This is a genomic window from Plantactinospora mayteni (assembly GCF_016862935.1).
In the GTDB taxonomy this organism is placed as follows: Bacteria; Actinomycetota; Actinomycetes; order Mycobacteriales; family Micromonosporaceae; genus Plantactinospora; species Plantactinospora mayteni.
On the sequence record NZ_BONX01000007.1, the window covers coordinates 360166 to 382634 of the forward strand.

At 73.5% G+C, this 22469-nt stretch carries 18 protein-coding genes and 1 pseudogene; 17 read left to right on the forward strand and 2 right to left on the reverse strand.

All coding sequences use genetic code 11. The annotated features are described in order from the left end of the window. Both Pma05_RS07260 and Pma05_RS07265 read left to right on the forward strand, forming a co-directional pair. Nucleotides 1-786: a hypothetical protein gene (locus Pma05_RS07260; RefSeq protein ID WP_203856494.1), complete on the forward strand. Its 786-nt coding sequence runs from the start codon at nucleotides 1-3 to the stop codon at nucleotides 784-786. Between the two features lie 181 nt (nucleotides 787-967). Further along, on the forward strand, nucleotides 968-1531 hold the full coding sequence (locus tag Pma05_RS07265) for a CHRD domain-containing protein (RefSeq protein WP_372441437.1): 564 nt from the start codon (nucleotides 968-970) through the stop codon (nucleotides 1529-1531). On the opposite strand, the pseudogene Pma05_RS07270 reads toward Pma05_RS07265, so the two are convergent. Continuing rightward, nucleotides 1528-1962: pseudogene (locus Pma05_RS07270) on the reverse strand (transcriptional regulator); the annotation flags it as partial. The gene Pma05_RS07265 and the pseudogene Pma05_RS07270 sit on opposite strands and share 4 nt — an antisense overlap. A gap of 165 nt (nucleotides 1963-2127) precedes the next feature. Between Pma05_RS07270 and Pma05_RS07275 the strand changes: the two are divergent. Genes Pma05_RS07275 through Pma05_RS07300 form a run of 6 tightly spaced genes read left to right on the forward strand, consistent with a single transcriptional unit; the run spans nucleotide 2128 to nucleotide 9204 of the window. Further along, nucleotides 2128-2919, forward strand: coding sequence for an ABC transporter ATP-binding protein (locus Pma05_RS07275; protein ID WP_203856496.1), 792 nt, complete (start codon nucleotides 2128-2130; stop codon nucleotides 2917-2919). Next, complete coding sequence (locus Pma05_RS07280; RefSeq protein WP_239311837.1) at nucleotides 2916-3812, forward strand: ABC transporter ATP-binding protein; 897 nt, start codon at nucleotides 2916-2918, stop codon at nucleotides 3810-3812. The genes Pma05_RS07275 and Pma05_RS07280 overlap by 4 nt, the downstream gene beginning before the upstream one ends. Next, nucleotides 3809-5842, forward strand: a complete 2034-nt coding sequence (locus Pma05_RS07285) for an AMP-dependent synthetase/ligase (RefSeq protein WP_203856497.1) — start codon at nucleotides 3809-3811, stop codon at nucleotides 5840-5842. Before Pma05_RS07280 ends, Pma05_RS07285 begins: the two co-directional genes overlap by 4 nt. Continuing rightward, nucleotides 5839-6729, forward strand: a complete 891-nt coding sequence (locus tag Pma05_RS07290) for a branched-chain amino acid ABC transporter permease (RefSeq protein ID WP_203856498.1) — start codon at nucleotides 5839-5841, stop codon at nucleotides 6727-6729. The genes Pma05_RS07285 and Pma05_RS07290 overlap by 4 nt, the downstream gene beginning before the upstream one ends. Next, complete coding sequence (locus Pma05_RS07295) at nucleotides 6726-7853, forward strand: branched-chain amino acid ABC transporter permease (RefSeq protein ID WP_239311839.1); 1128 nt, start codon at nucleotides 6726-6728, stop codon at nucleotides 7851-7853. Before Pma05_RS07290 ends, Pma05_RS07295 begins: the two co-directional genes overlap by 4 nt. 34 nt (nucleotides 7854-7887) lie before the next feature. Further along, nucleotides 7888-9204, forward strand: coding sequence for an ABC transporter substrate-binding protein (locus tag Pma05_RS07300; RefSeq protein WP_203856499.1), 1317 nt, complete (start codon nucleotides 7888-7890; stop codon nucleotides 9202-9204). 66 nt (nucleotides 9205-9270) lie between these two features. Here Pma05_RS07300 and Pma05_RS07305 read toward each other — a convergent pair whose 3' ends face one another. Further along, entirely contained in the window at nucleotides 9271-10518 is a 1248-nt protein-coding gene (locus tag Pma05_RS07305; RefSeq protein WP_203856500.1) for a glycosyltransferase, read from the reverse strand. Between the two features lie 230 nt (nucleotides 10519-10748). Between Pma05_RS07305 and Pma05_RS07310 the strand changes: the two genes are divergently transcribed. The 9 genes from Pma05_RS07310 (at nucleotide 10749) to hpnH (ending at nucleotide 22306) form a co-directional block, all read left to right on the forward strand. Next, entirely contained in the window at nucleotides 10749-12200 is a 1452-nt protein-coding gene (locus Pma05_RS07310) for a glycosyltransferase (RefSeq protein ID WP_203856501.1), read from the forward strand. Between the two features lie 102 nt (nucleotides 12201-12302). Continuing rightward, entirely contained in the window at nucleotides 12303-13145 is an 843-nt protein-coding gene (locus tag Pma05_RS07315) for a DMT family transporter (protein ID WP_203856502.1), read from the forward strand. 229 nt (nucleotides 13146-13374) lie between these two features. Next, a complete protein-coding gene (gene hpnC / locus Pma05_RS07320; RefSeq protein ID WP_203856503.1) occupies nucleotides 13375-14304 on the forward strand; it encodes a squalene synthase HpnC in 930 nt (309 codons plus the stop codon). Next, a complete protein-coding gene (hpnD, locus tag Pma05_RS07325; RefSeq protein ID WP_203856504.1) occupies nucleotides 14301-15179 on the forward strand; it encodes a presqualene diphosphate synthase HpnD in 879 nt (292 codons plus the stop codon). The genes hpnC and hpnD overlap by 4 nt, the downstream gene beginning before the upstream one ends. Further along, nucleotides 15176-16525, forward strand: a complete 1350-nt coding sequence (gene hpnE, locus Pma05_RS07330) for a hydroxysqualene dehydroxylase HpnE (RefSeq protein WP_203856505.1) — start codon at nucleotides 15176-15178, stop codon at nucleotides 16523-16525. Before hpnD ends, hpnE begins: the two co-directional genes overlap by 4 nt. Nucleotides 16526-16679: 154 nt before the next feature. After that, the gene (locus tag Pma05_RS07335) at nucleotides 16680-17711 is read left to right on the forward strand and encodes a polyprenyl synthetase family protein (RefSeq protein ID WP_203856506.1); all 1032 of its coding nucleotides are present in this window, start codon (nucleotides 16680-16682) and stop codon (nucleotides 17709-17711) included. Next, entirely contained in the window at nucleotides 17711-19714 is a 2004-nt protein-coding gene (gene shc, locus Pma05_RS07340) for a squalene--hopene cyclase (RefSeq protein WP_203856507.1), read from the forward strand. Before Pma05_RS07335 ends, shc begins: the two co-directional genes overlap by 1 nt. Then, complete coding sequence (gene ispH, locus Pma05_RS07345; protein WP_203856508.1) at nucleotides 19711-21225, forward strand: 4-hydroxy-3-methylbut-2-enyl diphosphate reductase; 1515 nt, start codon at nucleotides 19711-19713, stop codon at nucleotides 21223-21225. The genes shc and ispH overlap by 4 nt, the downstream gene beginning before the upstream one ends. 76 nt (nucleotides 21226-21301) lie before the next feature. Beyond that, nucleotides 21302-22306: an adenosyl-hopene transferase HpnH gene (gene hpnH / locus Pma05_RS07350; protein ID WP_203856509.1), complete on the forward strand. Its 1005-nt coding sequence runs from the start codon at nucleotides 21302-21304 to the stop codon at nucleotides 22304-22306. The last annotated feature ends 163 nt before the right edge of the window (nucleotides 22307-22469 follow it).

Genomic DNA, 22469 nt, shown 5'->3' on the forward strand with positions numbered 1-22469 from the left:
GTGAGGAAACAACTGCGCAACTGCCTGATCGCCGCCGGCCTGGCCGTCGCGATCACGGTGGTCCCCAGTACCGCACCGGCCCAGGCCGCGCCGCGCACCGAAGGGGTGCAGGCGATGGCGTTCGACTGGGTCAGCCTCGTGGTCGCGGTCGCCGGGCACCTGCTGAACGGCGGCGGCTCCGAGGACGCCTCGCTGAAGGCGGCCGTCCAGCAGATCGTCGCCGCCGTCGAGGCCGCGAAGAACGACATCATCGCGCACACCGACGCGATCGCCGCAGCCGACGTGCAGGCCTGCGCCCGCCAGCACACCATCGAGTTCACCGACATCGAGAACATGTCGAACACGGTGCGGCAGCTCTGGGCGCAGAACGCGACGGGCTGCGCGACGCTGGCGACCGCGTACGTCAACGCCGTCCAGACCCCACAGGCGGTCGACAACATCGGCCACGTCCTGCCCGCGCTGTTCGCCATCGTGATCGCCGCGCGCGGTCGTGCCGGCCTCACCAACGGCATCAACCTGGTGATCCAGGACCAGATCCGCAGCTACGAGGCGGTCGTCGCCAAGCTCACCCCGACGAACTGCGTGAAGAAGGGCAACAAGGAACCGGGCTCCCCGCGCGAGAAGTGGTGGGAGTGCACCGCCTACAACGGCGACTGGGGCCAGTCCGGTTGGGTCACCGCCCCGGCCGAACCCGTGCGCGCCGAGGCAGAGTACGCCGCCACCCGCAACACCAGCCGACCCGCAGCCCTGTCCGGGCTACCCCAACTCCGCTCGCTGGGAGTCTGACCAGTTCGTCCGCGCCGCATGATGTCGATCGACACCATGCGGCGCGGACGGGCAGACCACTCTGTCGTCAACTACTCTCTGTCCACGATCCGTCACCTGGTTGTCGTTCCCCGGCTGGTGTCCGCCCCGTTGAACCGGGTGACGGGCATTGGCCGGAGCGGACTGGGGAGGCGCGACGATGATGATCCGACGATGGTATGGCGCGGTGGCCTCCGTGGTCGCCCTGCTGGCCGCCGGGGCGGGAACGGTCCGGATCGCGTACGGGAACGCCGACCGCAACGACGACGACCGGGAGCGCTGGGGCGTCGTACGGGAACGGCTGACCGGCCACCAGGAGGATCCGTTGGCGATCTCGACCAGCGGCGACGGCGGGTTCAGCCTCACCGTCAACGAGGAGGGGCAGGAGCTGACCTACCGGCTCAGCTACCAGGGGCTGGAGGGGAACGTCACCCAGGCGCACATCCACCTCGGCGGCCGGGCCCAGAGCGGCGGGATCAGCACCTTCCTCTGCACCAACCTCGGCAACGGACCGGCGGGCACCCAGTCCTGCCCGGCCGCGCCGGCCACGGTCAGCGGGACGATCCGACCGGTCGACGTGATCGGCCCGACCGCACAGGGAGTCGCGCCGGGGCAGTTCGGCGAGCTGGTCGCGGCCGTACGGGCCGGTGCCGCGTACGTGAACGTGCACAGCTCGCTCTATCCCGGCGGCGAGATCCGGGCCCAGCTCGGGCGGCACTGGCACTGACCGGAGATGATCGCCGCCTGGGCCGTGACGCTGGCCTCGTCCGGTTTCCCGGCGGCGACCAGGGCCAGGCCGAGATCCAGTTGAGCCGACGCGGTACGCCGTGGCCGAGTGGTCCCGTTCAGGTCCGCGACCGCCGCCCGGGCGTAGTCCTCGGCAGCCGGGTCGCCGGCGCACGGGAGCGTCGTCGCGGTGTACGAGAGCGCCTTCGCCGGGTCGTACCGGTAGTGGTGCTCGGGCCGGTCCGGCACCGGCAGCGGCGACACCAGCCGGGACAGCCGGCCGAGCGTCCGTCGCGTCTCCCGCTGGTCACCCATCCGGGCCCACGCCCGCCCTTCCTGCGCGGTCGTTTGGATGTACGCCGAGCTGCCGCGCCGCGCCACCTCGGACACGACCCGACGTCCGGAGATCGCCAGCCCGAGAGATACCCGGAAGCAACGGCCCGCGAGTCCACAAGGGATGGTGACCGGTACGCCCAGCCTCCATCGATGTGGCGGAATCGGCACTCTTAGCACCGATGCTCTTGACGGAACGTTGCGCCGTGGTTAATGTCCGGTAACTTTGTGAGCCGCGCCACAATCGAGAGCCGGGGTTCCCGGATGCTTCAGGTGCGCAATCTCGAGGTCGTCTACGACGACGTGATGCTGGTGCTGCGCGGGGTGAGCCTCGCCGTACCGCCCGGCGGGATCGTCGCGCTGCTCGGCGCGAACGGCGCCGGCAAGACCACTCTGCTGCGGGCGATCAGTGGCCTGCTAGACGTACACGACGGCGCGGTCACCAAGGGCACGGTCACGCTCGACGGGGAACCGATCCACCGGCTCCGCCCGGCCGCCGTGGTGCGTCGGGGCGTCTGCCAGGTGATGGAGGGACGCCGGATCTTCGCCGAGTTGACCGTGGAGGAGAACCTGCGGCTCGGCGGCCACACGGCGTACCGGCAGATCCCGGCCCGGCTGGCGCACGTCTTCGGACTCTTCCCGGTGCTGGCCCGGCGGCGCCGGGACACCGCCGGCTATCTCTCCGGCGGCGAGCAGCAGATGCTCGCGATGGGCCGGGCGCTGATGGCGCAGCCCCGCTACCTGCTGCTCGACGAGCCCAGCCTCGGCCTGGCCCCCCGGCTGGTCGACCAGGTACGCGAGCTGATCGTGGCGATCAACTCCACCGGTGCCGGAGTACTGCTGGTCGAGCAGAACGCCACGATGGCGCTCTCGCTGGCCACCCACGGCTACGTACTGGAGACCGGCCAGGTGGTGCTGGACAAGCCGGCCGAACAGTTGTTGGCCGACGACGACATCCGGGAGTTCTATCTCGGTCTTGGTGCCGCGGCGGGTGCCGGTCGGCGGTCGTTCCGGGAGGTCAAGCACTACCGGCGGCGCAAGCGGTGGTTGTCGTGACGGCCGTGGCGGGAGCCGAGCGGGCGGCGGGCCGGGGCGAGGACGACCCGATCCTGCGGTTCGAGGACGTCCGGCTGCACTTCGCGGGCGTACGGGCCATCGACGGGGTGACCTTCACGGTCGGCCGGCACGAACTCTTCGCCATCATCGGGCCGAACGGCTCGGGCAAGACCTCGATCTTCAACGTCCTCTCCGGGGTCTACCGGCCGCAGACCGGTCGGGTCGTCTTCGACGGCGTGGACCTGGTCGGCCGCCGGCCGCACACCATCGCGGCGCTGGGCATGGCCCGGACCTTCCAGAACGTCGAACTCTTCGGCAACCTCACCGTGCTGGACAACCTGCTGCTCGGCCGGCACCACCACATCGGCTACGGCCCGCTCGCCGCGATCGGCTGGCTGGGCCGGGCCCGACGGGCCGAGATCGCCAACCGGGCCGCGGTCGAGGAGATCGTGGACTTCCTCGAACTGGAACGGTGGCGGCGGATGCCGGTCGGCCTGCTGCCGTACGGGGTGCAGAAGCGGGTCGAGCTGGGCCGGGCGCTGGCGATGGAGCCCAAACTGCTGCTGCTGGACGAGCCGGTCGCCGGGATGAACCTGGAGGAGACCGAGGACATGGCCCGGTTCGTCCTCGACATCCGCGACGAGCTGGACATCCCGATCGTACTGGTCGAGCACGACATGGGTCTGGTGATGGACCTGGCCGACCGGGTACTGGTGGTCGACTTCGGCCAGGTCGTCGCGACCGGCAGCCCGGCCGAGATCCCGCACCACCCGGACGTCGTGCGGGCCTACCTCGGCGGCAGCGCCTCCGAGCCGCCTGGTCGGGCTGGCCCGGATGGTCGGGGCGATCCGCCGCGACCGGGCGACGACCCGCGACGGGAGGACCCGCGATGAGCGAACCCGTGGCCGACACCGCGCCGGCCGGCGACCCGGCCGACCTCGCCGCTGCCGCGACCGCCAGCACCGCAGCCGCGTCCACCGCCGCCAGCACCGCTGCCGGCCCGCCGGCCAGGGCCGTCCCGGCCAGCACCATCGCGGTACGGGTCCGCGACCGTGCCCTCGGCACCCCGGACGCGGTGGCGATGCGGGAGAAGGATCGGGGCATCTGGCAGGAGGTGACCTGGGCGGGCTACTGGGACACCGTGCAGACCGTGGCGCACGGGCTGCTGGCGCTCGGCGTACAGCCCGGCGACCGGGTGGCGATCCACGCGGAGAACCGTCGGGAGTGGCTCTTCACCGACGTGGCGGCCGTGGCGGTGCGGGCGATGACGGTCGGGCTCTATCCGACCAACCCGGCGCCGGAGGTCGGCTACCTGCTGTCGCACTCCGGCGCCCGGGTGCTGATCGCCGAGGACCAGGAGCAGGTCGACAAGGCGCTGGAGGTGCTCGACACGTGCCCGGAGCTTGAGCGGATCGTCTATCTCGAACCGCGCGGCATCCGGCACCGCTACCGGCACCCCGCCCTGCTCGGCTGGGACGAACTGCTGGCGATCGGCGCCGAGCACCGGGCGGCCGAGCCGGGGGCGGTCGCCGCGCGGATGGCGGCGGCGACCGCCGAGGACATCGCCACGCTGATCTACACCTCCGGGACCACCGGCCCGGCCAAGGGCGCGATGCTGACCGTCGCCAACGTGGACTTCGCGATCCGGGTACTGGTCGACGGTGGCGGGTTCACCGATCCACCGCCGGGGCCGTACGACGTGCTGCTGTCGTACCTGCCGCTCTGTCATGTCGCGGAACGGATCTTCACCACCTGGTTCAACGCCGGTGCCGGGGTGCAGGTGGCGTTCGCCGAGTCGATCGACACCGTGCAGGCGAACCTGCGGGAGGTGCAGCCGACGATCCTGTTCGGAGTACCCCGGATCTGGGAGAAGATCCTTGCCGGGGTGACCATCCGGCTGGCCAACGCCTCCCCGGTCAAGCGCTGGAACGCCCGGCTGTGGCTCGGGGTCGCCGACCGGATCGCCGGCACACTGGTCCGGAGCGGTGGCCGGCACACCGCCGGCACCCGACTGGCGTACGCGGCCGGCTGGCTGTTCTGCTACCGCGCGCTGCGGGTGCGGATCGGGATGCGTCGGGTCCGGTACGCCGCCTCCGGTGCCGCCCCGATCGCCCCGGACGTGCTGCGCTTCTTCATGGGCATCGGCATCCGGATGCACGAGGTGTACGGGATGACCGAGAACACGGCGGTGGCCACCGGAAACCGGCCGGGCCGGGTCCGGCTCGGCACCGTCGGCGAGCCGCACCCCGGCGTCGAGCTGCGGATCGACGAGGAGACCGGGGAGATCCTGACCCGGCACGGGGGTGTCTTCGCCGGCTACTACCGGGATCCGGCGGCAACCGCGGCGGCGTTCGACGCCGACGGCTGGTTGCGGACCGGGGACGTCGGCGAGTGGGTCGACGGTACCCACGTGCGGATCACCGACCGGGCCAGGGACATCATGATCACGGCGGGTGGCAAGAACATCGGCCCCTCCGAGATCGAGAACGCGCTGAAGGCGTCGCCGTACGTCAAGGAGGCGATCCTGGTCGGCGACCGCCGGCCGTACCTGACCGCGCTGGTCGGGATCGAGCTGGAGACCGTGGGGGAGTGGGCGCAGCGCCGGGGGCTGCCGTACACCACCTATCGGGACCTGGCCGGCAAACCCGAGGTCCGGACCCTGGTCGAGGGGCTGGTCGCGGCGGTGAACGCCGGGCGGGCCCCGGTCGAGCAGATCCGGCGGTTCACGCTGCTGCCCAAGGAACTCGACCACGACGACGGCGAGCTGACCGCCACCCAGAAGGTACGCCGGGCCGCCGTCGCCGCACGCTTCGCCGACCTGATCGACGAGCTGTACGCCCGCCGCCCCGCGAACACCGACTCGGACGGGAGCGGCCGGGACGGGAGCGACCGGAGCGGGACCGGGCCGGGGGAGGCGGGATGACCGAGTTCGCCGAGAGCCTGCTGCGTGGCCTGGGCACCGGCAGCGTCTACGCCCTGCTCGCCCTCGGTTTCGTCATCATCTACAAGGCGACCCGGGTGATCAGCTTCGCCCAGCCCGCCTTCATGCTTGCCGGCGCGGTACTGGTCACCTACCTGGCCGGGCCGGTCGGCTTCTGGGGCGCGGTGCCGGTGGCCGCCGTACTCACCGCCGGGCTGGCGCTCGGGGTGGAACGGGTGGCGGTGCGGCCGATGGTCGGCCGGCCGGCGTTCGCGGTCGCCATCATCACCCTCGGGGTCGACGTCGCCGTCCGGGTGGTGGTCAACGGGTTCATCGGGCTGGACGTCCGGCACGTCGGCGACCCGTGGGGCCTGCGTACCGTCACGGTCCCCGGCACCGGGATCGACCTGCAACAGCGGCACCTCGCCGCGCTGCTCGCCACCACCGTGCTGATCGTCGGGCTCTTCGCCTTCTTCCGCTACACCCGGATGGGCCTGGCGATGCGGGCCGCCGCCTACGACCAGGAGGCGGCGCTGGCCCAGGGTGTCTCGGTCGGCGCGGTCTTCGCCCTCTCCTGGTGGCTGGCCGGTGGCCTGGCGGCGGTGGCCGGTACCTTCGCCGCCGCCGGAGCCAGCGTCGACGCGGCGCTCTGGCTGATCGCGCTGACCGCCCTGCCGGTGATCATCCTCGGTGGACTCGACTCGCTGCCCGGTGCGGTGGTCGGCGGGCTGGCCGTCGGGACGATCCAGGAACTCACCGCCAGCTACCAGCAGCACGCGCCCTGGCTCGGCGGCAACGTCTCGGTGATCAGCCCGTACGTGCTGATGCTGCTGGTCCTGCTGGTCCGCCCGTACGGGCTGTTCGGCACCCGGGAGGTGGAACGGGTATGACGATCCCGGGACGGCGTACCCGGCTGCGCGGGCGGCCGGAACTGCACACCTCGTACGCCAGCGAACTGGCCCTCTTCGACACCCGGGCGAAGCGGGTGGCGGTGGCCGGGCTGCTGGTCGGCGCGCTCGCGCTGCCCTTCCTGCTCACCGACGAGGTGCTGCAACTGCTGGCGCTCTGCTGCGTGGCGGCGATCGGGGCGATCGGGCTGGGCCTGGTCACCGGGTACGCCGGCCAGGTCTCGCTGGGGCACGCGTTCTTCCTCGCCGTCGGCGCCTACACGGCGGCGGCGATCAGCGGCGATCCGGACGGCCGGGTGATCGGGTTCGGGGTCACCAACATCGCGGTCTGGCTGCCCGCCGCCGGCCTGGTCGCCGGGCTGGCCGGGGTGCTCGTCGCCCCGCTCGCCACCCGGCTGCGCGGGCTCTACCTGGCGATCGTCACCCTCGGCCTGGTCTTCATCGGGCAGCACGTGTTCAGCGAGTGGTCGGCGCTGACCGGCGGCGCCGGGGTCGGCCGACCGGCGGCCACCCTGGAGTTCTTCGGTCAGCCGATCGCCGCCACCGGCCCGTTCGGCACCCGGGACCAGAAGCTCTACTGGCTGATGCTGCTGCTCCTGCTCGGCTTCGCGCTGGCCGCCGCCAACCTGGCCCGGTCGAAGGTGGGGCGGGCGTTCACCGCGATCCGGGACCGGGACATCGCGGCCGGGGTGATCGGGGTGAACCTGGCCCGCTACAAGACGATCGCCTTCGCCGTCTCGTCGGCGTACGCCGGCTGTGCGGGGGCGCTGCTCTACACCGTCACCGGGTTCTTCGACCCGGGCTCGTTCAGCCTGCTGCTTTCGGTGCAGTACATCGCGATGGTGCTGATCGGCGGTGCGGGCACCATCTCCGGCGCGATCGCCGGGGCGTTCTTCATCACCCTGCTGCCCCGGTTCACCCGGGAACTACAGGCGTGGGTGCCGTTCCTCAGCGCCCAGCCGAACGAGGTGCCGAACGTCTTCCAGGTGGAGACGATCCTCTACGGCGTACTTCTCGTCGTCTTCCTCATCTTCGAGCCCCGGGGCCTGTTCGGGCTCTGGGTACGGGTCCGCAACTACTGGAAAGCCTGGCCGTTCTCCTACTGATCCGCTCCTGCTTTCACCGACCTGTGAGGTAGCCATGGGAAGGAACAGACCGTCCGGCTCCGGACCGCGCCGGGTCGCCGCCGCGACCGCCGCCCTGCTGCTCTGCGCCGCGCTCGCCGCCTGTCGCGGCGGGGACACCGAGACCGACGCGTCCGGGGTGAAGACCGACGTCGGGGTCACCGCCGAGCCGTGCCCGGAGGCGGTGGACCGGAACAAGGGCTGCATCTATCTCGGCATCATCTCGGACCTGACCGAGGGACCGTTCCGGGCGTTGGCGGTGCCGATCACCGACGCCCAGAAGGCGTTCTGGAAGCGGGTGAACACCGCTGGCGGGATCGGCGACTACGAGGTCGACGTGACCCGCTGGATCCGGGACAACAAATACAACCCGCAGACGCACAACCAGGTGTACCAGGAGATGAAGCCGCACGTGCTGGCCCTGGCCCAGACCCTCGGCTCACCGACCACCGCCGCCATCCTGGCCGACATGAAGGCCGGCAGCGTGGTCGCGGCCCCGGCCGCCTGGACCTCGGCGTACGCCTTCGAGGACGTGATCGTCGAGTCCGGCGCCAACTACTGCCTGGAGTCGATGAACGCGCTGGACTACGCCCGGGAGGCGCACGGGGTGAAGTCGGTGCTGGCCGTACACCTGGCCGGTGACTACGGCGACGACGCGGCGGCCGGCGCCAAGCTCGGCGCGCAGAGCCTCGGGCTGGACTTCAACGCGGTGAAGACGGACACCGGGGCGGACAAGCAGGCCGGCGCCATCCAGGCGATCCTCTCCGGCCGACCCGACCTGGTGATCCTGACCATGGGACCGGCCGACGCGGCGGCGATCGTGGGCCAGGCGGCGGCCCGGGGCTTCACCGGTCGGTTCATCGGGACCAGCCCGACCTGGAATCCGGCGCTGTTGCAGAGCGCCGCCGCCCCCGCCCTGCTGGCCCGCTACGAGCAGACCGCGCCATGGGGCGCGTGGGGCACCGACACTCCCGGGCACCAGGCGTTGCGCGCGGCGCTGGGCCAGATCACCCCGAACGACGGGTACACCGCCGGCTGGGTGTGGTCGTATCCGATGAAGGCCGCGCTGACCAAGGCGGTGGCCGACGGCGACCTGACCCGGGCCGGGCTGCTGGCCGCGGTCAAGTCGCTGACCTCGGTCGACTACGAGGGCATGCTGCCGGCCGGTGCCGGCAACTACGCCGCCGGCCCGAACGACGGCGCGGTCCGGGTCACCGCGGTGTACCGGCCGGACCGGGCCGCCCCGACCGGGGTGACCCAGGTGCGGCCGTTGACCGCCGGCCCGACCGCCCAGGCGTACACCCTGGACCGGCCCTGCTACGAGAAGCTCTGACCAGCGCGGACCGGCCACCCGGGCGATCCGGGGTGGGCCGGGGTTGAGCAGGCCGCGGTCGACCGGTCAACGGGCCAGCCGGTCGACCGCGGCCACCACCGCGCCGGCACCGTCCTCGGCGGCCAGCCGGTCGGCGAGGGCCTGGGCCCGGCGCCGGAGGATCGGCTCGGTCGCCGCGGCCCGGATCGCGGCGGCCAGCCCGGCCTCGTCGAGCCGACGGAACGGCAGCACCGCCGGGCCGACCCCGAGCGCGGCCAGCCGGGCGGCCCAGAACGGCTGGTCGGCGAGGATCGGCACCGGCACCGCCGGCACCCCGGCCCGGAGTCCCGCTGCCGTGGTGCCGGAACCGGCGTGGTGGACCAGCGCGGCCATCCGGGGAAAGAGCCAGTCGTGCGGTACGTCCCCGACGGCGATCAGGTCGTCATCGGGTCCCGGCCCGGTGCCGGTCAGCCCCTGGATCACGCCGCGTACGCCGGCCCGGCGCAGCGCACCGGTGACCAGGCTGTGCAGTCCGTCCCCGCTGTCGGCCAGGCTGCCGAAGCCGACGTAGACCGGGGGTGGGCCGGCGGCGAGGAAGTCGACCAGTTCGGCCGGCGGGCGCCAGCCGGGGTGGGCCAGCGGCCACCAGTAGCCGACCACGTCCAGCCCGGCGGGCCAGTCCGGTGGCCGGGGCAGCACGGCCGGGCTGAACCCGTGCAGCACCGCCCACCCGTCGGCGTCGGCCCGGTGCTCCAGCCGGGCGAGTCCGACCGGCGGCAGGCCGAGTTGTCCGCGCAGCCGCCGGGAGGCGTCGGCGTACACCCGGTGGGCGAGTCGCCGGCCGAGCCGCCCGGCGAGTCGGTTGCCCCAGCCGCCGAGCGAGCGCAGGCCGAGCACGATCGGCGGAAACGCGCTGGTGGGAGCGGTCGGCTGGAGGAAGACGCCGAGGCTCGGGATGCCGTGGTACTGCGCTACCGAGTACCCCAGCGGCGCGGTGGTGCTGGACAGCAGCAGTACGTCGGTGTCCGCCCCGGCCGCCGTCGCGATGCCGGTGCCGAGGTCGCCGACGAACCGGCCGCCGAGCCGGACGAAGTCGACCAGCCCGGGGGCGCCCGGCACGGTCCAGGACCGGTGCTGCCCGGCGGTGGCGGCCCGGATCGCCGACAGGTCCCCGCCGATCGGCCGGTACTCCAGGCCGGCCCCGGTGACCAGGTCGGCGTACGGGACCGGGGCGGCGACCGCCACCCGGTGGCCGGCGGCCCGTAACCGGGCACCGAGGCCGGTGTAGGGCGCCACGTCACCGAGGGAGCCGGCGGTGACGATCAGGACCCGCATGGCGACCTCCCGGTGGGCCGGGGCTCCGGCCAGCGGCGCGGAGCCGCGCGTCGGCCGGCTGTCGCGGGGTACCCGGAGTCTACGTCCTCCGCAGGTGTCCGGGCCGGGGCGTTCGGGGAGAAGTCGGGGCCTTCGCGGGGAAGCGGCCTCGGAAAGGGCCCGGTCCCGCCCTCCGGAAGCCGGTGTGGTGTTCCGAGGATTCTTCGCACCTCCTGCGGGTAGATGGCCGGATGACGTTCAGATCCGGGCGGCACGACGCGAACCGCAAGGAGGCGTCCGAGCCGCCCGCCAGCGGCGTCGGTGAGCGGCGTCCGCGCGTAATGATCATCTACGCCAGCGCGGGAGCCGGGCACGACGGCGCGAGCCGGGAACTGGCCAGCCGGCTGCGTGAACGCGGCCTGCTGGCGGACTGCGTGGACCTGGCCGACATCTTCCCGTGGGGACTGGGCCGGCTGCTGCGCGGCACCTACCACGGAATGCTGAGCCGCCTGCCGTGGATCTACGGGCTGCTCTTCGCGATCGGCGGCAACTTCAGCCGGGCCGCGCCGATCACCCGGGCGCTGCTCCGGCCGGTGTGGCCCCGGGTGCTCCGGATGCTGCCCCCGGACACCCGGGCGGTGGTGTCGACGTACCCGGTGGTCAGCCAGATCATCGGGCCGCTGCGCCGGGAGGGGCGGCTCGCCGTACCGGTGATCACCTATCTGACCGACTTCGCGGTGAACCCGATCTGGGTGTCGCCCGGCATCGACGTGCACTGCGCCGCGCACCGCACCACCCGTACCGAGGCCCGGGCGCTCGGTGCCGGCGAGGTACGGGTGGCCGGGCGGCTGGTCTCGGCCGGTTTCCGTCCGGGCTCGGCGGCGGAGAAGCGCCGTGTCCGGGAGCGCCTCGGTCTGCCCGTCGACGCTCGGCTCGCGCTGCTGGTCGCCGGCTCCTGGGGGGTCGGCGCGGTGGCGCGGACGGCGGCTGAGATCGCGCGTACCGGGGCGGCGGTCCCGGTGGTGGTCTGCGGTCGGAACGAGGCGCTGTTCCGCCGGCTGGAACGGCGACGTACCGGATACGTCTTCGGCTGGGTCGACGACATGCCGGAGCTGCTGCGCGCCGCCGACGTGCTGGTGGAGAACGCCGGTGGGCTGACCGCGCTGGAGGCGATGGCCTGCGGCCTGCCGGTGGCCACCTACCGGCCGATCCCGGGGCACGGCCGGGCGAACGCGGCCACCATGGCCCGGGCCGGGGTGGCGACCTGGGTACGCCGGGCCGGCGACCTGGGCCCGACCCTGGTCCGGCTCGCCGACGGTACGGCCGGCGAGCGGCAGCGGGCCGCCGGGCTGGCCCTCTTCGAGACCGATCCCGCCACGGTGGTCGCCGACGTCGCCCGGGGCGGTGCCCTGGCCGGACCGGCGACCGAGGGGCGGGCACCGGCGTTCGACGCGGCGGGTCCGGCCGCCGCCCCGGCCCTGGTCGACGAGCCGCTCGACGCCCCCGGCCTGGTCGAGGGTGCGGCGCCGGCCGATCCGGAGGTAGCGGCCGAGGTCCCGGCCGGGGTGGCCGCGGCGCCGTCCCGCCGGACGCTGACCCGCTGGGTGGGGCTGCGGGCCGGCGTGGCGAGGTTGCGGATCGGTGCCGACCAGCCACGGACCGACGGCACCCACCCGGCGAACCATCCGGACCGGCAAGGCTGAGGTGCGGTCCACACATCGTGCCGCCCGATCCGTCGCGGGGGCGGTACCCGGACGGCCCGGCAGCGGAGCGGTCCGGCGGGCCCGATCCGGAGGTACGACCCGGTGAACGGCCTCGCCATCCTGCTCGGACTCGCCTCGGCCGCCTGCTTCGCGGTGAGTTCGGTAATGGAGCAGCACGCCGCCAAACAGGAACGGCCGACCCGGACCATCGACCCGCGGCTGCTGATCCGGCTGCTGCACCGCCGGCTGTGGCTGCTCGGCTGGCTGCCGGACGCGGTCGGCACCTTCCTACAGGCGCTGGCGCTGCGCGTCGGCGCGCTTGCCCTGGTCGAACCGCTCCTGGTCAGCGGGCTCTTCATGGCGATTCCACTGGAGGCGGCGATCGAGCGGCGCCGGCCGCACCGCCGGGACATGCTGGTGGTGGTGGTCGGGGTCGTCGGGCTGACCGGTTTCCTGCTCGCCGCGAACCCGCGCGGCGGGGTGGCGGAGCCGAAGGCGTGGGCCTGGATCCTCGTCGGAGCCGCGATCGGCGCGCTGGTCACCATCTGCCTGCTGGTGGCCTGGCGGACCCAGGACGCGACCCGGGGCCTGATGCTGGGCATCGCCACCGGACTGCTGTACGCGATGGCCGCCGCCCTGGTGAAGAGCGTGACCGAGAAGCTGCCGGACCACCCGGCCGAGGTCTTCACGGACTGGCACCTCTACGTCCTCATCCTGGTCGGCGGTACCGCGCTGACGCTGAACCAGAACGCCTTCCAGGGCGGCCCGATCGCCGCCCCGTTGACCGCGATCGCGCTGCTCGACCCGTTCACCAGCGTGCTGATCGGGGTCTTCGCCTTCGAGGAGCAACTGTCCCTGGAGGGGCCCCGGCTCTTTCTCGGCCTGCTCGCGGTGGCGGCGATGAGCATCGGCATCTGGCTGGCCCGGCGTACCCGGTCAAGCTGACACGCCGCCCCGCGACCGTCGATCCACCGGGCCGTTCCGGCCGCCGGGGGTACGCCGCGACGGGCCGCCGAACACGCCGAGAGGAATTCGGCAGGCCGCACCGCCGAGCGTGGGAATTTGGGTACTCTCGGTGAAGATTACTTAGCGCGAGCGGTGGGTTACAACCAATCCGGCGCGGCGGTCTGGCGCGGCCCCGCTGAGCCGGCTGGACCTCGCGAGAGGCGGCAGTGTGCTTCATCTGACCGACGACGCTCCCGACCATCCGTCCGCGGATCGGCCGGGTGGGCGCCGGCAGCCGGACACCGTACTGGCCGGCGAGAACTTCCCGGTCGCGCTCCGCGTCCTGCCGGCACGGATCCGCCGGCACCTGCTCGCCCTCTACTGGTACGCCCGCTACGTCGACGACCTCGGCGACGAGCCGGACGAGACCGGCCGGGACGAGACACCGGCCATCCGGCTCGCCCGGCTGGACCGGTTCGACCGCGAGGTACGCGCCCTCTACCACGGCCGGCTGCCCCGGCACCCGGTACTGGTCAGACTCGCGCCCACCGTGGTCGACTGCCGGCTCCCGATCGACCCGCTGCTCCGGCTGATCGAGGCGAACCGGCGCGACCAGGTGGTGACCCGCTACCCGACCTTCGGCGCCCTGGTCGACTACTGCCACCTCTCCGCCGACCCGGTCGGCGAGCTGGTACTGCACGTCTTCGGCGCCGCCTCGCCGGACCGGATCCGGCTCTCCGACCGGATCTGCACCGCCTTGCAGGTGGTCGAGCATCTCCAGGACGTTGCCGAGGACCGGCGCCGGGGCCGGATCTACCTGCCGACCGAGGAGTTGGTGGCGGCCGGAGTCGCCGAGGAGGACCTCGACGCGCCCCGGGCCGGCGATCGGCTGCGTACCGTGGTCCGGCGCCAGGCGCAGCGCGCCGCCAACCTGCTCGACGGTGGTGCGCCGCTCGTCGGCGACCTGCACGGCTGGGCCCGGCTGGCGGTCGGTGGATACGTCGCCGGTGGCCGGGCCGCGCTCGGCGCACTGGCCCGGGCCGACCACGACCCGCTGCCCGGGCCGCCCAAGCCGACCCGGGCCCGGATCGCCGCCGCCTGGCTGCGGTCGTACTGGCCGCCCCGGGCCGCCCTGCGCCCGAGCGGGGTACGCGGATGACCGCCGACGCCGGGCTGGAGCGCGCCTACCGGGAGTGCGCCCGGGTGACCCGCAGCCAGGCGCGCAACTTCTCGTACGGGATCCGGCTGCTCCGCCCCGACCGCCGCGACGCGCTCTGCGCGGTGTACGCCGTCGCCCGGCGCATCGACGACATCGGCGACGGCGACCTGCCCACCGCGACGAAGCTGGCCCGGCTCGACCAGATCCGGGCGGCGCTGCACCGGCTGCCGGAGGCCGGCAAAGATCCGGTACTGGTCGCGCTGGCCGACGCCGCGGCCCGGCTGCCGATCCCGGTGGCCGCCTTCGACGAACTGGTCGACGGCTGCGTGGCGGACGTCCGGGGCGCCCGCTACGAGACGTTCGAGGAGCTGGTCGGCTACTGCCGCTGCGTCGCCGGGTCGATCGGCCGGCTCTCGCTCGGCGTCTTCGTCCTCCGGCCCTCGGTGGACCGGCCGGCCGCGGCCGAACTCGCCGACACCCTGGGCATCGCCCTGCAACTGACCAACATCCTGCGGGACATCGTGGAGGACCGGGCCGCCGGCCGGGTCTACCTGCCCCGCCGCGACCTGGAGCGGTTCGGCTGCACCCTGGAACTCGGCCCGGACGGCGCGCTCACCGACCCGCCGGACCGGCTCGCCGCGCTGGTCCGCTGGCAGGCGCACCGGGCCGAACGCTACTACCAGACCGGGTTGCGACTGTTGCCGCTGCTGGACCGGCGCAGCGCTGCCTGCGTGGCGGCGATGGCCGGGATCTACCACCGGCTGCTGGCCCGGATCGTGGCCGACCCGTTGGCGGTGACCCGGCGCCGGGTCTCGCTGCCCGGCTGGGAGAAGGCGTACGTCGCGGCGCGGGCGATGACCCGGAGCGCACCGTGACCGACGGAGGAGTCTGCGTGGTCGGCGGTGGACTGGCCGGCATTACCTCGGCGGTGCGGCTGCTCGACGCCGGGCACCGGGTGACCCTGCTGGAGGCGCGTCCGGCGCTCGGCGGCGCCACCTACTCGTTCCGGCGCGGCGAACTTACCGTGGACACCGGGCAGCACGTCTTCCTCCGCTGCTACCAGCAGTACCGCGACCTGCTCACGCGGCTCGGCAGCGCCGACCGGGCACCCGTGCAGGACGGGTTCGCGGTGCCGATCCTGCGGGTGGGTGGGCCGCCGCACGTACTGGCCCGGAACCGTCGGCTGCCGGCCCCGGCCCACCTGCTGCCGGCCCTGCTCGGCTACCGCCCACTGCGGGTCGGCCAGCGGCTGGCGGCGGTACGGGCCGCAGCCGCGCTGCGCCGGGTCGAGCCGGACGACCCGGCCGCCGACCGGGTCAGCTTCGGCGCCTGGCTGGCCGCGCACGGGCAGGACGCGCCGACCGTGACACGGCTCTGGGAGCTGATCTGCACCGCCGCCCTGAACGCCCCGCCGGAACGAGCCTCGCTGGCGCTGGCCGCCCGGGTCTTCCGGACCGGACTGCTCGACCGGGCCGACGCCGCCGACATCGGCCGGCCGACCGCGCCGCTCTCCGAACTGCACGGTGCCCCGGCGGCCACCCTCCTCCGGCAGCACGGTGCGACGGTCCGTACCGGCGTACGGGTCCAGCGGATCCGCGCCGACCGGGGCCGGTTCCAGGTCTCCGGCGAGGGGATCGAGCTGACCGCCGACGCGGTGGTGTTGGCGGTGCCGCATCCGCAGGCCGCCCGGCTGGTACCGGTCGAGGCCGCTCCCGACCGGGCGCGCTGGGCCAGGCTGGGTGCCGCGCCGATCGTCAACGTGCACGTGCACTACCAGCAGCGGGTCACCGAACTGGAGTTCGCCGCCGGGCTGGACACTCCGGTGCAGTGGGTCTTCGACCGGACCCCGTCCGGCGGCTCCGGCCAGTACCTGGTGGTCTCGATCTCCGCCGCCGAGCAGGTGCTGAGCGTCCGGGCGAGCGAGCTGGTCCGGACCTACCTGGACGCGCTGGCGGAAGTCTTCCCGGCGGCTCGGCAGGCCCGGGTCCGGGACGCGTTCGTGACTCGGGAACCCCGGGCGACGTTCCGGCAGGGGCCGGGTTCCCGCAGCGCCCGGCCACCGGCCCAGACCCGGGCCCCCGGGCTGGCCCTGGCCGGCGCGTGGACCGACACCGGGTGGCCGGACACGATGGAGGGCGCGGTACGCAGCGGCCACCGCGCCGCCGACGTGCTCCTCGCCCACCTCGGGTCGACGTCGACCGCCACGGAGGCGCCGGCATGACCGGGCGGAGCGGGGGAGACCGACAGGCCCAGCCGTCGAGGTCATGGCTACGACGAGCCGAGCGGGGAGCGGAAGACATGACCGCGCGGAGCGAGGGCACCAGAGAACTCAGTCGTCAGGGTCGTGGCGACGGCGAGTGCAGCGAGGAGATGACATGACCGTGATGCTGCCCAGCGTCCTCGCCCAGGTGGACGAACTCGTCCAGCCCGAGATCCGGGCGGCGCTGGAACGGATCGACGAGCGTACCCGACTGGTCGCCGGCTACCAGCTCGGCTACTGGGACACCTCCGGCGAGCCCGCCGGCCGGGGCGGCAAGGGGCTGCGGCCGGCGTTGGCACTGCTCTCCGCCCAGGCCGCCGGCCAGCCGGTACGCCGGGGTCTGCCGGCGGCCGTCGCGGTGGAGCTGGTGCACAACTTCTCGCTGCTGCACGACGACGTGATCGACGGTGACCTGGAGCGGCGGCACCGGCCGACGGCCTGGGCGGCGTTCGGTGTCGGGCCGGCGATCCTGGCCGGGGACGCCCTGCTCGGCCTCGCCGACGAGGTACTGACGGAGGACTCCGCCCTGGACGTACGCCGGGGTCTGGCCACGATGCACACCGCGATCCGCCGGCTGATCGCCGGGCAGGCGGCCGACGTGGCGTTCGAGTCCCGGGCCGACGTCAGCCTCGACGAGTGCCTGGCGATGGCCCGGGACAAGACGGCGGCGCTGCTCTGCTGTTCCGCGACGCTCGGCGCGGTGCTCTGCGGCGCCCCGTCGGCGCTGGTCGACGGCCTGGCCCGGTACGGCGAGCGCCTCGGCCTCGCCTTTCAACTCGTCGACGACCTGCTCGGCATCTGGGGCGAACCGGCGGTCACCGGCAAGCCGGTCCTGTCCGACCTGCGGGCCCGGAAGAAGTCGGTTCCGGTGGTCCGGGCCCTCACCTCGGGCGGTCCGGCCGGTGCCCAACTCGCCGAGCTGTACGCCCGGCCGGGCGACCTCCCCGACGCCGACCTGAGCCTGGCCGCCACGCTGATCGAGGAGACCGGTGCCCGGGACTGGACCGAGAAGCAGGCCGACCGGCTGCTCACCGAGGCGCTGGCCGAGCTGGACCAGTTGGGCGAGCCCGGCGCGGCCGGAGAACGCTCCGACGTGCACGCCGACCTGGTGGCGATCGCGCACTTCATGACGGGACGGGATCACTGATGGGCGCGACGCTCTCCACCAGCGACGGCAGCCCGACCGGCTCCAGGGTCGACGCCACGCTCACCGGGGGACGGGGTCCTGCCGAGAGCGGTGGCGACGGGCTGGGGCTCGGCGCCGAGGCGGCGCTGGACCGGGCCCGGGACCTGCTGTTGTCCCGGCAGCAGCCGGGCGGCTGGTGGCAGGGCGAGCTGGAGACGAACGTGACGATGGAGGCCGAGGACCTGCTGCTGCGGGAGTTCCTGGGCATCCGTACCGAGCTGGAGACCGCGCCGACGGCCCGGTGGATCCGGTCGAAGCAGGGCGCGGACGGCGCCTGGGCGACCTTCCACGGCGGGCCGGGCGACCTCTCCACCACCATCGAGGCGTACGCGGCGCTGCGGCTGGCCGGTGACCCGACGGATGCCGAGCACATGTGCCGGGCGCGGGAGTTCGTCCTCGCCAACGGTGGGATCGAGCGGAGCCGGGTCTTCACCCGACTCTGGCTGGCGCTGTTCGGCGAGTGGCCGTGGCAGCGGCTGCCGGCGATCCCGCCCGAGGTGGTCCTGCTGCCGTCGTGGTTTCCGCTCAACGTCTACGACTTCGCCTGCTGGGCCCGGCAGACCATCGTGCCGCTGTCGATCGTCCGCTCGCTGCGCCCGGTACGCCCGCTCGGGTTCTCGCTTGGCGAACTGCGTACCGGGCTGGCGCCGGAGTCGGCGACGCCGAGCCGCAAGGCGCGCTGGATGCAGCGCCTCGACGGGGCGCTGCGCGGCTACGAGCGCCACCCCGTCGGCCCGGTACGCCGCAACGCGCTGCGCCGGGCGGCGGAGTGGATCATCGCCCGGCAGGAGGCCGACGGCTCGTGGGGCGGCATCCAGCCACCCTGGGTCTACTCGCTGATCGCGCTGCACCTGCTCGGCTATCCGCTCTCCCATCCGGTGCTGCGCAGCGGGCTGGCCGGGCTGGAGCGGTTCACCGTCCGGGAGGAGACCCCGGACGGCCCGGTACGCCGGCTGGAGGCGTGCCAGTCCCCGGTCTGGGATACCGCGCTGACGATGGTCGCGCTCGCCGATGCCGGGGTGCCGGCCGACGATCCGGCGCTGACCACCGCCGCCGACTGGCTGCTGGCCGAGGAGATAAAGGTCCCCGGCGACTGGTCGGTCCGCCGGCCCCGGGTCGCGCCGGGCGGCTGGGCGTTCGAGTTCGACAACGACGGCTACCCGGACACCGACGACACCGCCGAGGTGCTGCTGGCGCTGCGGCGTACCGGTGCGCCTCCGGCGCTGCGCCCGGCGATGGAGCGCGGGGTCCGGTGGCTGTGCGGGATGCAGTCCGCCGACGGCGGCTGGGCCGCATTCGACGCCGACAACACCCGGGCGATCACCCGTGACCTGCCGTTCTGCGACTTCGGAGAGGTGATCGACCCGCCCACCGCGGACGTCACCGCGCATGTGGTGGAGGCGCTCTGCGCGGAGGGGCTGGCCGGCTCGATCCCGGTCCGCCGGGGCGTGTCCTGGCTGCTGCGCCACCAGGAGGCGGACGGTTCCTGGTTCGGCCGGTGGGGCGCCAACCACGTCTACGGGACCGGCGCGGTGGTGCCGGCGCTGATCGCCGCCGGGGTACGCCGGGACGATCCGGCCCTCACCCGGGCGGTCTGCTGGCTGCACCGGCGACAGAACGCCGACGGCGGCTGGGGCGAGGACATGCGCTCCTACCGCGATCCGGCCTGGCGCGGGCAGGGCGACTCGACCGCCTCGCAGACCGCGTGGGCGCTGCTGGCCCTGCACGCCGCCCGCTCCGCCGACTCGGCGTCGATCCGGCGCGGGGTGGCCTGGCTGGTGAAGACCCAGCGGCCGGACGGGGGCTGGGACGAGCCGCAGTACACCGGCACGGGTTTCCCCGGGGACTTCTACATCAACTACCACCTCTACCGGCTGGTGTTCCCGGTCAGCGCCCTCGGTCGGCTACTGCGCGATCCGGAGGAGTCCGGTCGGCTGCCGCGCGATCCCGGAGAGCCCAGTTGAGCGGCGCGAACTGGGTGCTGTTCGCACCGATGCGGGCGGAGGCCCTCGCGCTGCGGCGCGGCCTGCCACCGGGCGCACCGCTGCGGCGTACCGGTCGAGGGCCGGCCCGGGCCACCCGGGTCGCCGCCGGCTACCGCGACACCGCCGCGCTGGCGGTGGCCGGGATCGCCGGCGGCCTGGTGCCGACGCTGCGTACCGGGGACGTGGTGGTGGCCACCGAGGTACGCCGGGCCGGCGTGGTCGGCGGTGCCCCGGTACCCTGTCCGGCCGCCCCGATGATCGCGTCGGCGCTGCGTCGGCGCGGCCTGACCGTCCACCTCGGACCGGTGGTGACCAGCCGGCGGATCGTCGACGGCGCGGACCGGACCCGGCTCGCCGCGACCGGCGCGATCGCGGTGGACACCGAGTCGGCGGCGCTGCTGGCCGGTGCCGCCGGCCGCCCGATCGCCTGCGTACGGGTAGTCGCCGACGTGCCACCGCATCCGCTGTACCGGCCGGCGACCCTCGGCCGGGTGGTCGCCGCGCTGCGGGTACTGCCGCAGCTCGGCCCGGCCCTGTCCGAGTGGGCGGCGGCGACCACCGCCCGGCAGGTGGTGCTGGCCGCGCCCCGGTCGTTCTGCGCCGGGGTGGAACGGGCGATCAGCGTGGTGGAGCAGGCGCTGGACCGGCACGGCCCACCGGTCTACGTCCGCAAGCAGATCGTGCACAACCTGCACGTCATCGCCGACCTGCAACGCCGGGGCGCGGTCTTCGTCGACGAGCTGACCGAGATCCCGGACGGCGCGACGACGGTCTTCTCCGCGCACGGGGTGGCGCCGGCCGTCCGGCAGACCGCCGCTGACCGGGGGCTGCCGGTGATCGACGCGACCTGCCCACTGGTGACCAAGGTGCACAGCGAGGCCCGCCGGTTCGTCGGCCGGGGCAACACGGTGCTGCTGATCGGGCACGCCGGGCACGAGGAGACCGAGGGTACCCTCGGCGAGGCGCCCGGCCGGATCGCCCTGGTGGAGTCGGTGCGGGACGCGGAACGGATCGAGGTCGCCGACCCGGACCGGGTGTCGTACCTGGTGCAGACCACCCTGGCCGTGGACGAGGTGGCCGGGGTCCTCGACGTACTCCGGCGGCGGTTTCCCGCGCTGACCGGACCGGCCTCGGACGACATCTGCTATGCCACCACCAACCGGCAGGCGGCGTTGCGCGAGGTGGCCGCCGTCGCCGACGTGGTGCTGGTACTCGGCTCGGCCAACTCCTCGAACTCCCGGCGCCTGGTCGAGGTGACCGAACGCGGGGGCACCCCGGCATATCTGGTCGACGACGTCGAGCAGGTCGACCTCCGCTGGCTCGCCGGGGTACGGACGATCGGCGTGACCGCCGGTGCCTCGGCGCCGCCCTGGCTGGTCGACCAGACCGTGGCGGCCCTGGCCGGGCTCGGCGCCGACGCGGTACGGGAGCACACCACCCGGACCGAGGACGTGCATTTCACCCTTCCCAAGGAGATCCGAACGCCATGACGGGGACCAGTTCGCGAAGCGTCGTGCGGTACCGCCGCGCGCCGATCGACCGGCCGACCGGAACGGGGTGCTGACCATGGGCATGCCACTGCGCCAGAGCATGCGGATCGGCCGCTACCTGATGGAGCAGAAGCTCCGCCGCCGCACCCACTTTCCACTACTGGTCGAGTTGGAGCCGCTCTTCGCCTGCAACCTCGCCTGCGCCGGCTGCGGCAAGATCCAGCACCCGGCGGACGTGCTGAAGCGCCGGATGCCGGTGGAGCAGGCGCTCGCCGCGATGGAGGAGTGCGGGGCGCCGATGGTCTCGATCGCCGGTGGCGAGCCGCTGATGCACCCGGAGATCGACCGGCTCGTCAACGAACTCGTCAAGCGCCGCAAGTACGTCTTCCTCTGCACCAACGCGGCGCTGCTGCGCAAGAAGCTGGACAAGTTCACCCCGTCCCGCTATTTCTCCTTCGCCGTGCACATCGACGGGTTGCGGGAGCGGCACGACGCCTCGGTCTGCAAGGAGGGCGTCTTCGACGAGGCGGTCGAGGCGGTGCGGGAGGCGAAGCGGCGCGGCTTCCGGGTCACCAGCAACACCACCTTCTTCTCCACCGACACCCCGCAGACCGTGATCGAGGTGCTCGACTACCTCAACGACGACCTGGGCGTCGACCAGATGATGCTCTCCCCGGCGTACGCCTACGACAAGGCGCCGGACCAGGAGCACTTCCTCGGCGTGGCGGAGACCCGGGCGATGTTCAAGAAGGCGTTCGGCGAGGGGCGCCGGAAGAAGTGGCGGCTGAACCACTCGCCGCTCTTCCTGGACTTCCTGGAGGGCAAGGTCGACTTCTCCTGCACCGCCTGGGCCATCCCGTCGTACTCGCTCTTCGGCTGGCAGCGCCCCTGCTATCTGCTCGGCGACGGCTACGCGCAGACGTACCGGGAGTTGATCGAGACCACCGACTGGTCGTCGTACGGCCGGGGGCGGGACGCCCGCTGCGCCAACTGCATGGCGCACTGCGGGTACGAGCCGACGGCGGTGCTCGCCACCATGTCCTCGCTGCGCCAGTCGATCCGGGCGATCCGCGCCAACTGAGCCGGGGCAGTCAACTCAGGCGGCCGGAGGCAGTCAACTGAGCTGGCCGGAGGCGGCCCAACCGAGCCCGGCTGGAGGCGGCCAACCGGGGCGGCCAACTGGGGCGGCCAACTGGGGCGGCCAACTGGGGCGGCCAACTGGGGCGGCCAACTGGGGCGGCCAA

What these genes read in the sequence shown, in the direction of transcription:
- hpnH (WP_203856509.1), top strand. Translation starts at nt 21,302, where the DNA reads ATGGGCATGCCACTGCGCCAGAGCATGCGGATCGGCCGCTACCTGATG.
- Pma05_RS07275 (WP_203856496.1), top strand. Translation starts at nt 2,128, where the DNA reads ATGCTTCAGGTGCGCAATCTCGAGGTCGTCTACGACGACGTGATGCTG.
- Pma05_RS07300 (WP_203856499.1), top strand. Translation starts at nt 7,888, where the DNA reads ATGGGAAGGAACAGACCGTCCGGCTCCGGACCGCGCCGGGTCGCCGCC.
- hpnD (WP_203856504.1), top strand. Translation starts at nt 14,301, where the DNA reads ATGACCGCCGACGCCGGGCTGGAGCGCGCCTACCGGGAGTGCGCCCGG.
- Pma05_RS07265 (WP_372441437.1), top strand. Translation starts at nt 968, where the DNA reads ATGATCCGACGATGGTATGGCGCGGTGGCCTCCGTGGTCGCCCTGCTG.
- Pma05_RS07310 (WP_203856501.1), top strand. Translation starts at nt 10,749, where the DNA reads ATGACGTTCAGATCCGGGCGGCACGACGCGAACCGCAAGGAGGCGTCC.
- shc (WP_203856507.1), top strand. Translation starts at nt 17,711, where the DNA reads ATGGGCGCGACGCTCTCCACCAGCGACGGCAGCCCGACCGGCTCCAGG.
- Pma05_RS07290 (WP_203856498.1), top strand. Translation starts at nt 5,839, where the DNA reads ATGACCGAGTTCGCCGAGAGCCTGCTGCGTGGCCTGGGCACCGGCAGC.
- Pma05_RS07305 (WP_203856500.1), bottom strand. Translation starts at nt 10,518, where the DNA reads ATGCGGGTCCTGATCGTCACCGCCGGCTCCCTCGGTGACGTGGCGCCC.
- Pma05_RS07295 (WP_239311839.1), top strand. Translation starts at nt 6,726, where the DNA reads ATGACGATCCCGGGACGGCGTACCCGGCTGCGCGGGCGGCCGGAACTG.
- Pma05_RS07285 (WP_203856497.1), top strand. Translation starts at nt 3,809, where the DNA reads ATGAGCGAACCCGTGGCCGACACCGCGCCGGCCGGCGACCCGGCCGAC.
- Pma05_RS07335 (WP_203856506.1), top strand. Translation starts at nt 16,680, where the DNA reads ATGACCGTGATGCTGCCCAGCGTCCTCGCCCAGGTGGACGAACTCGTC.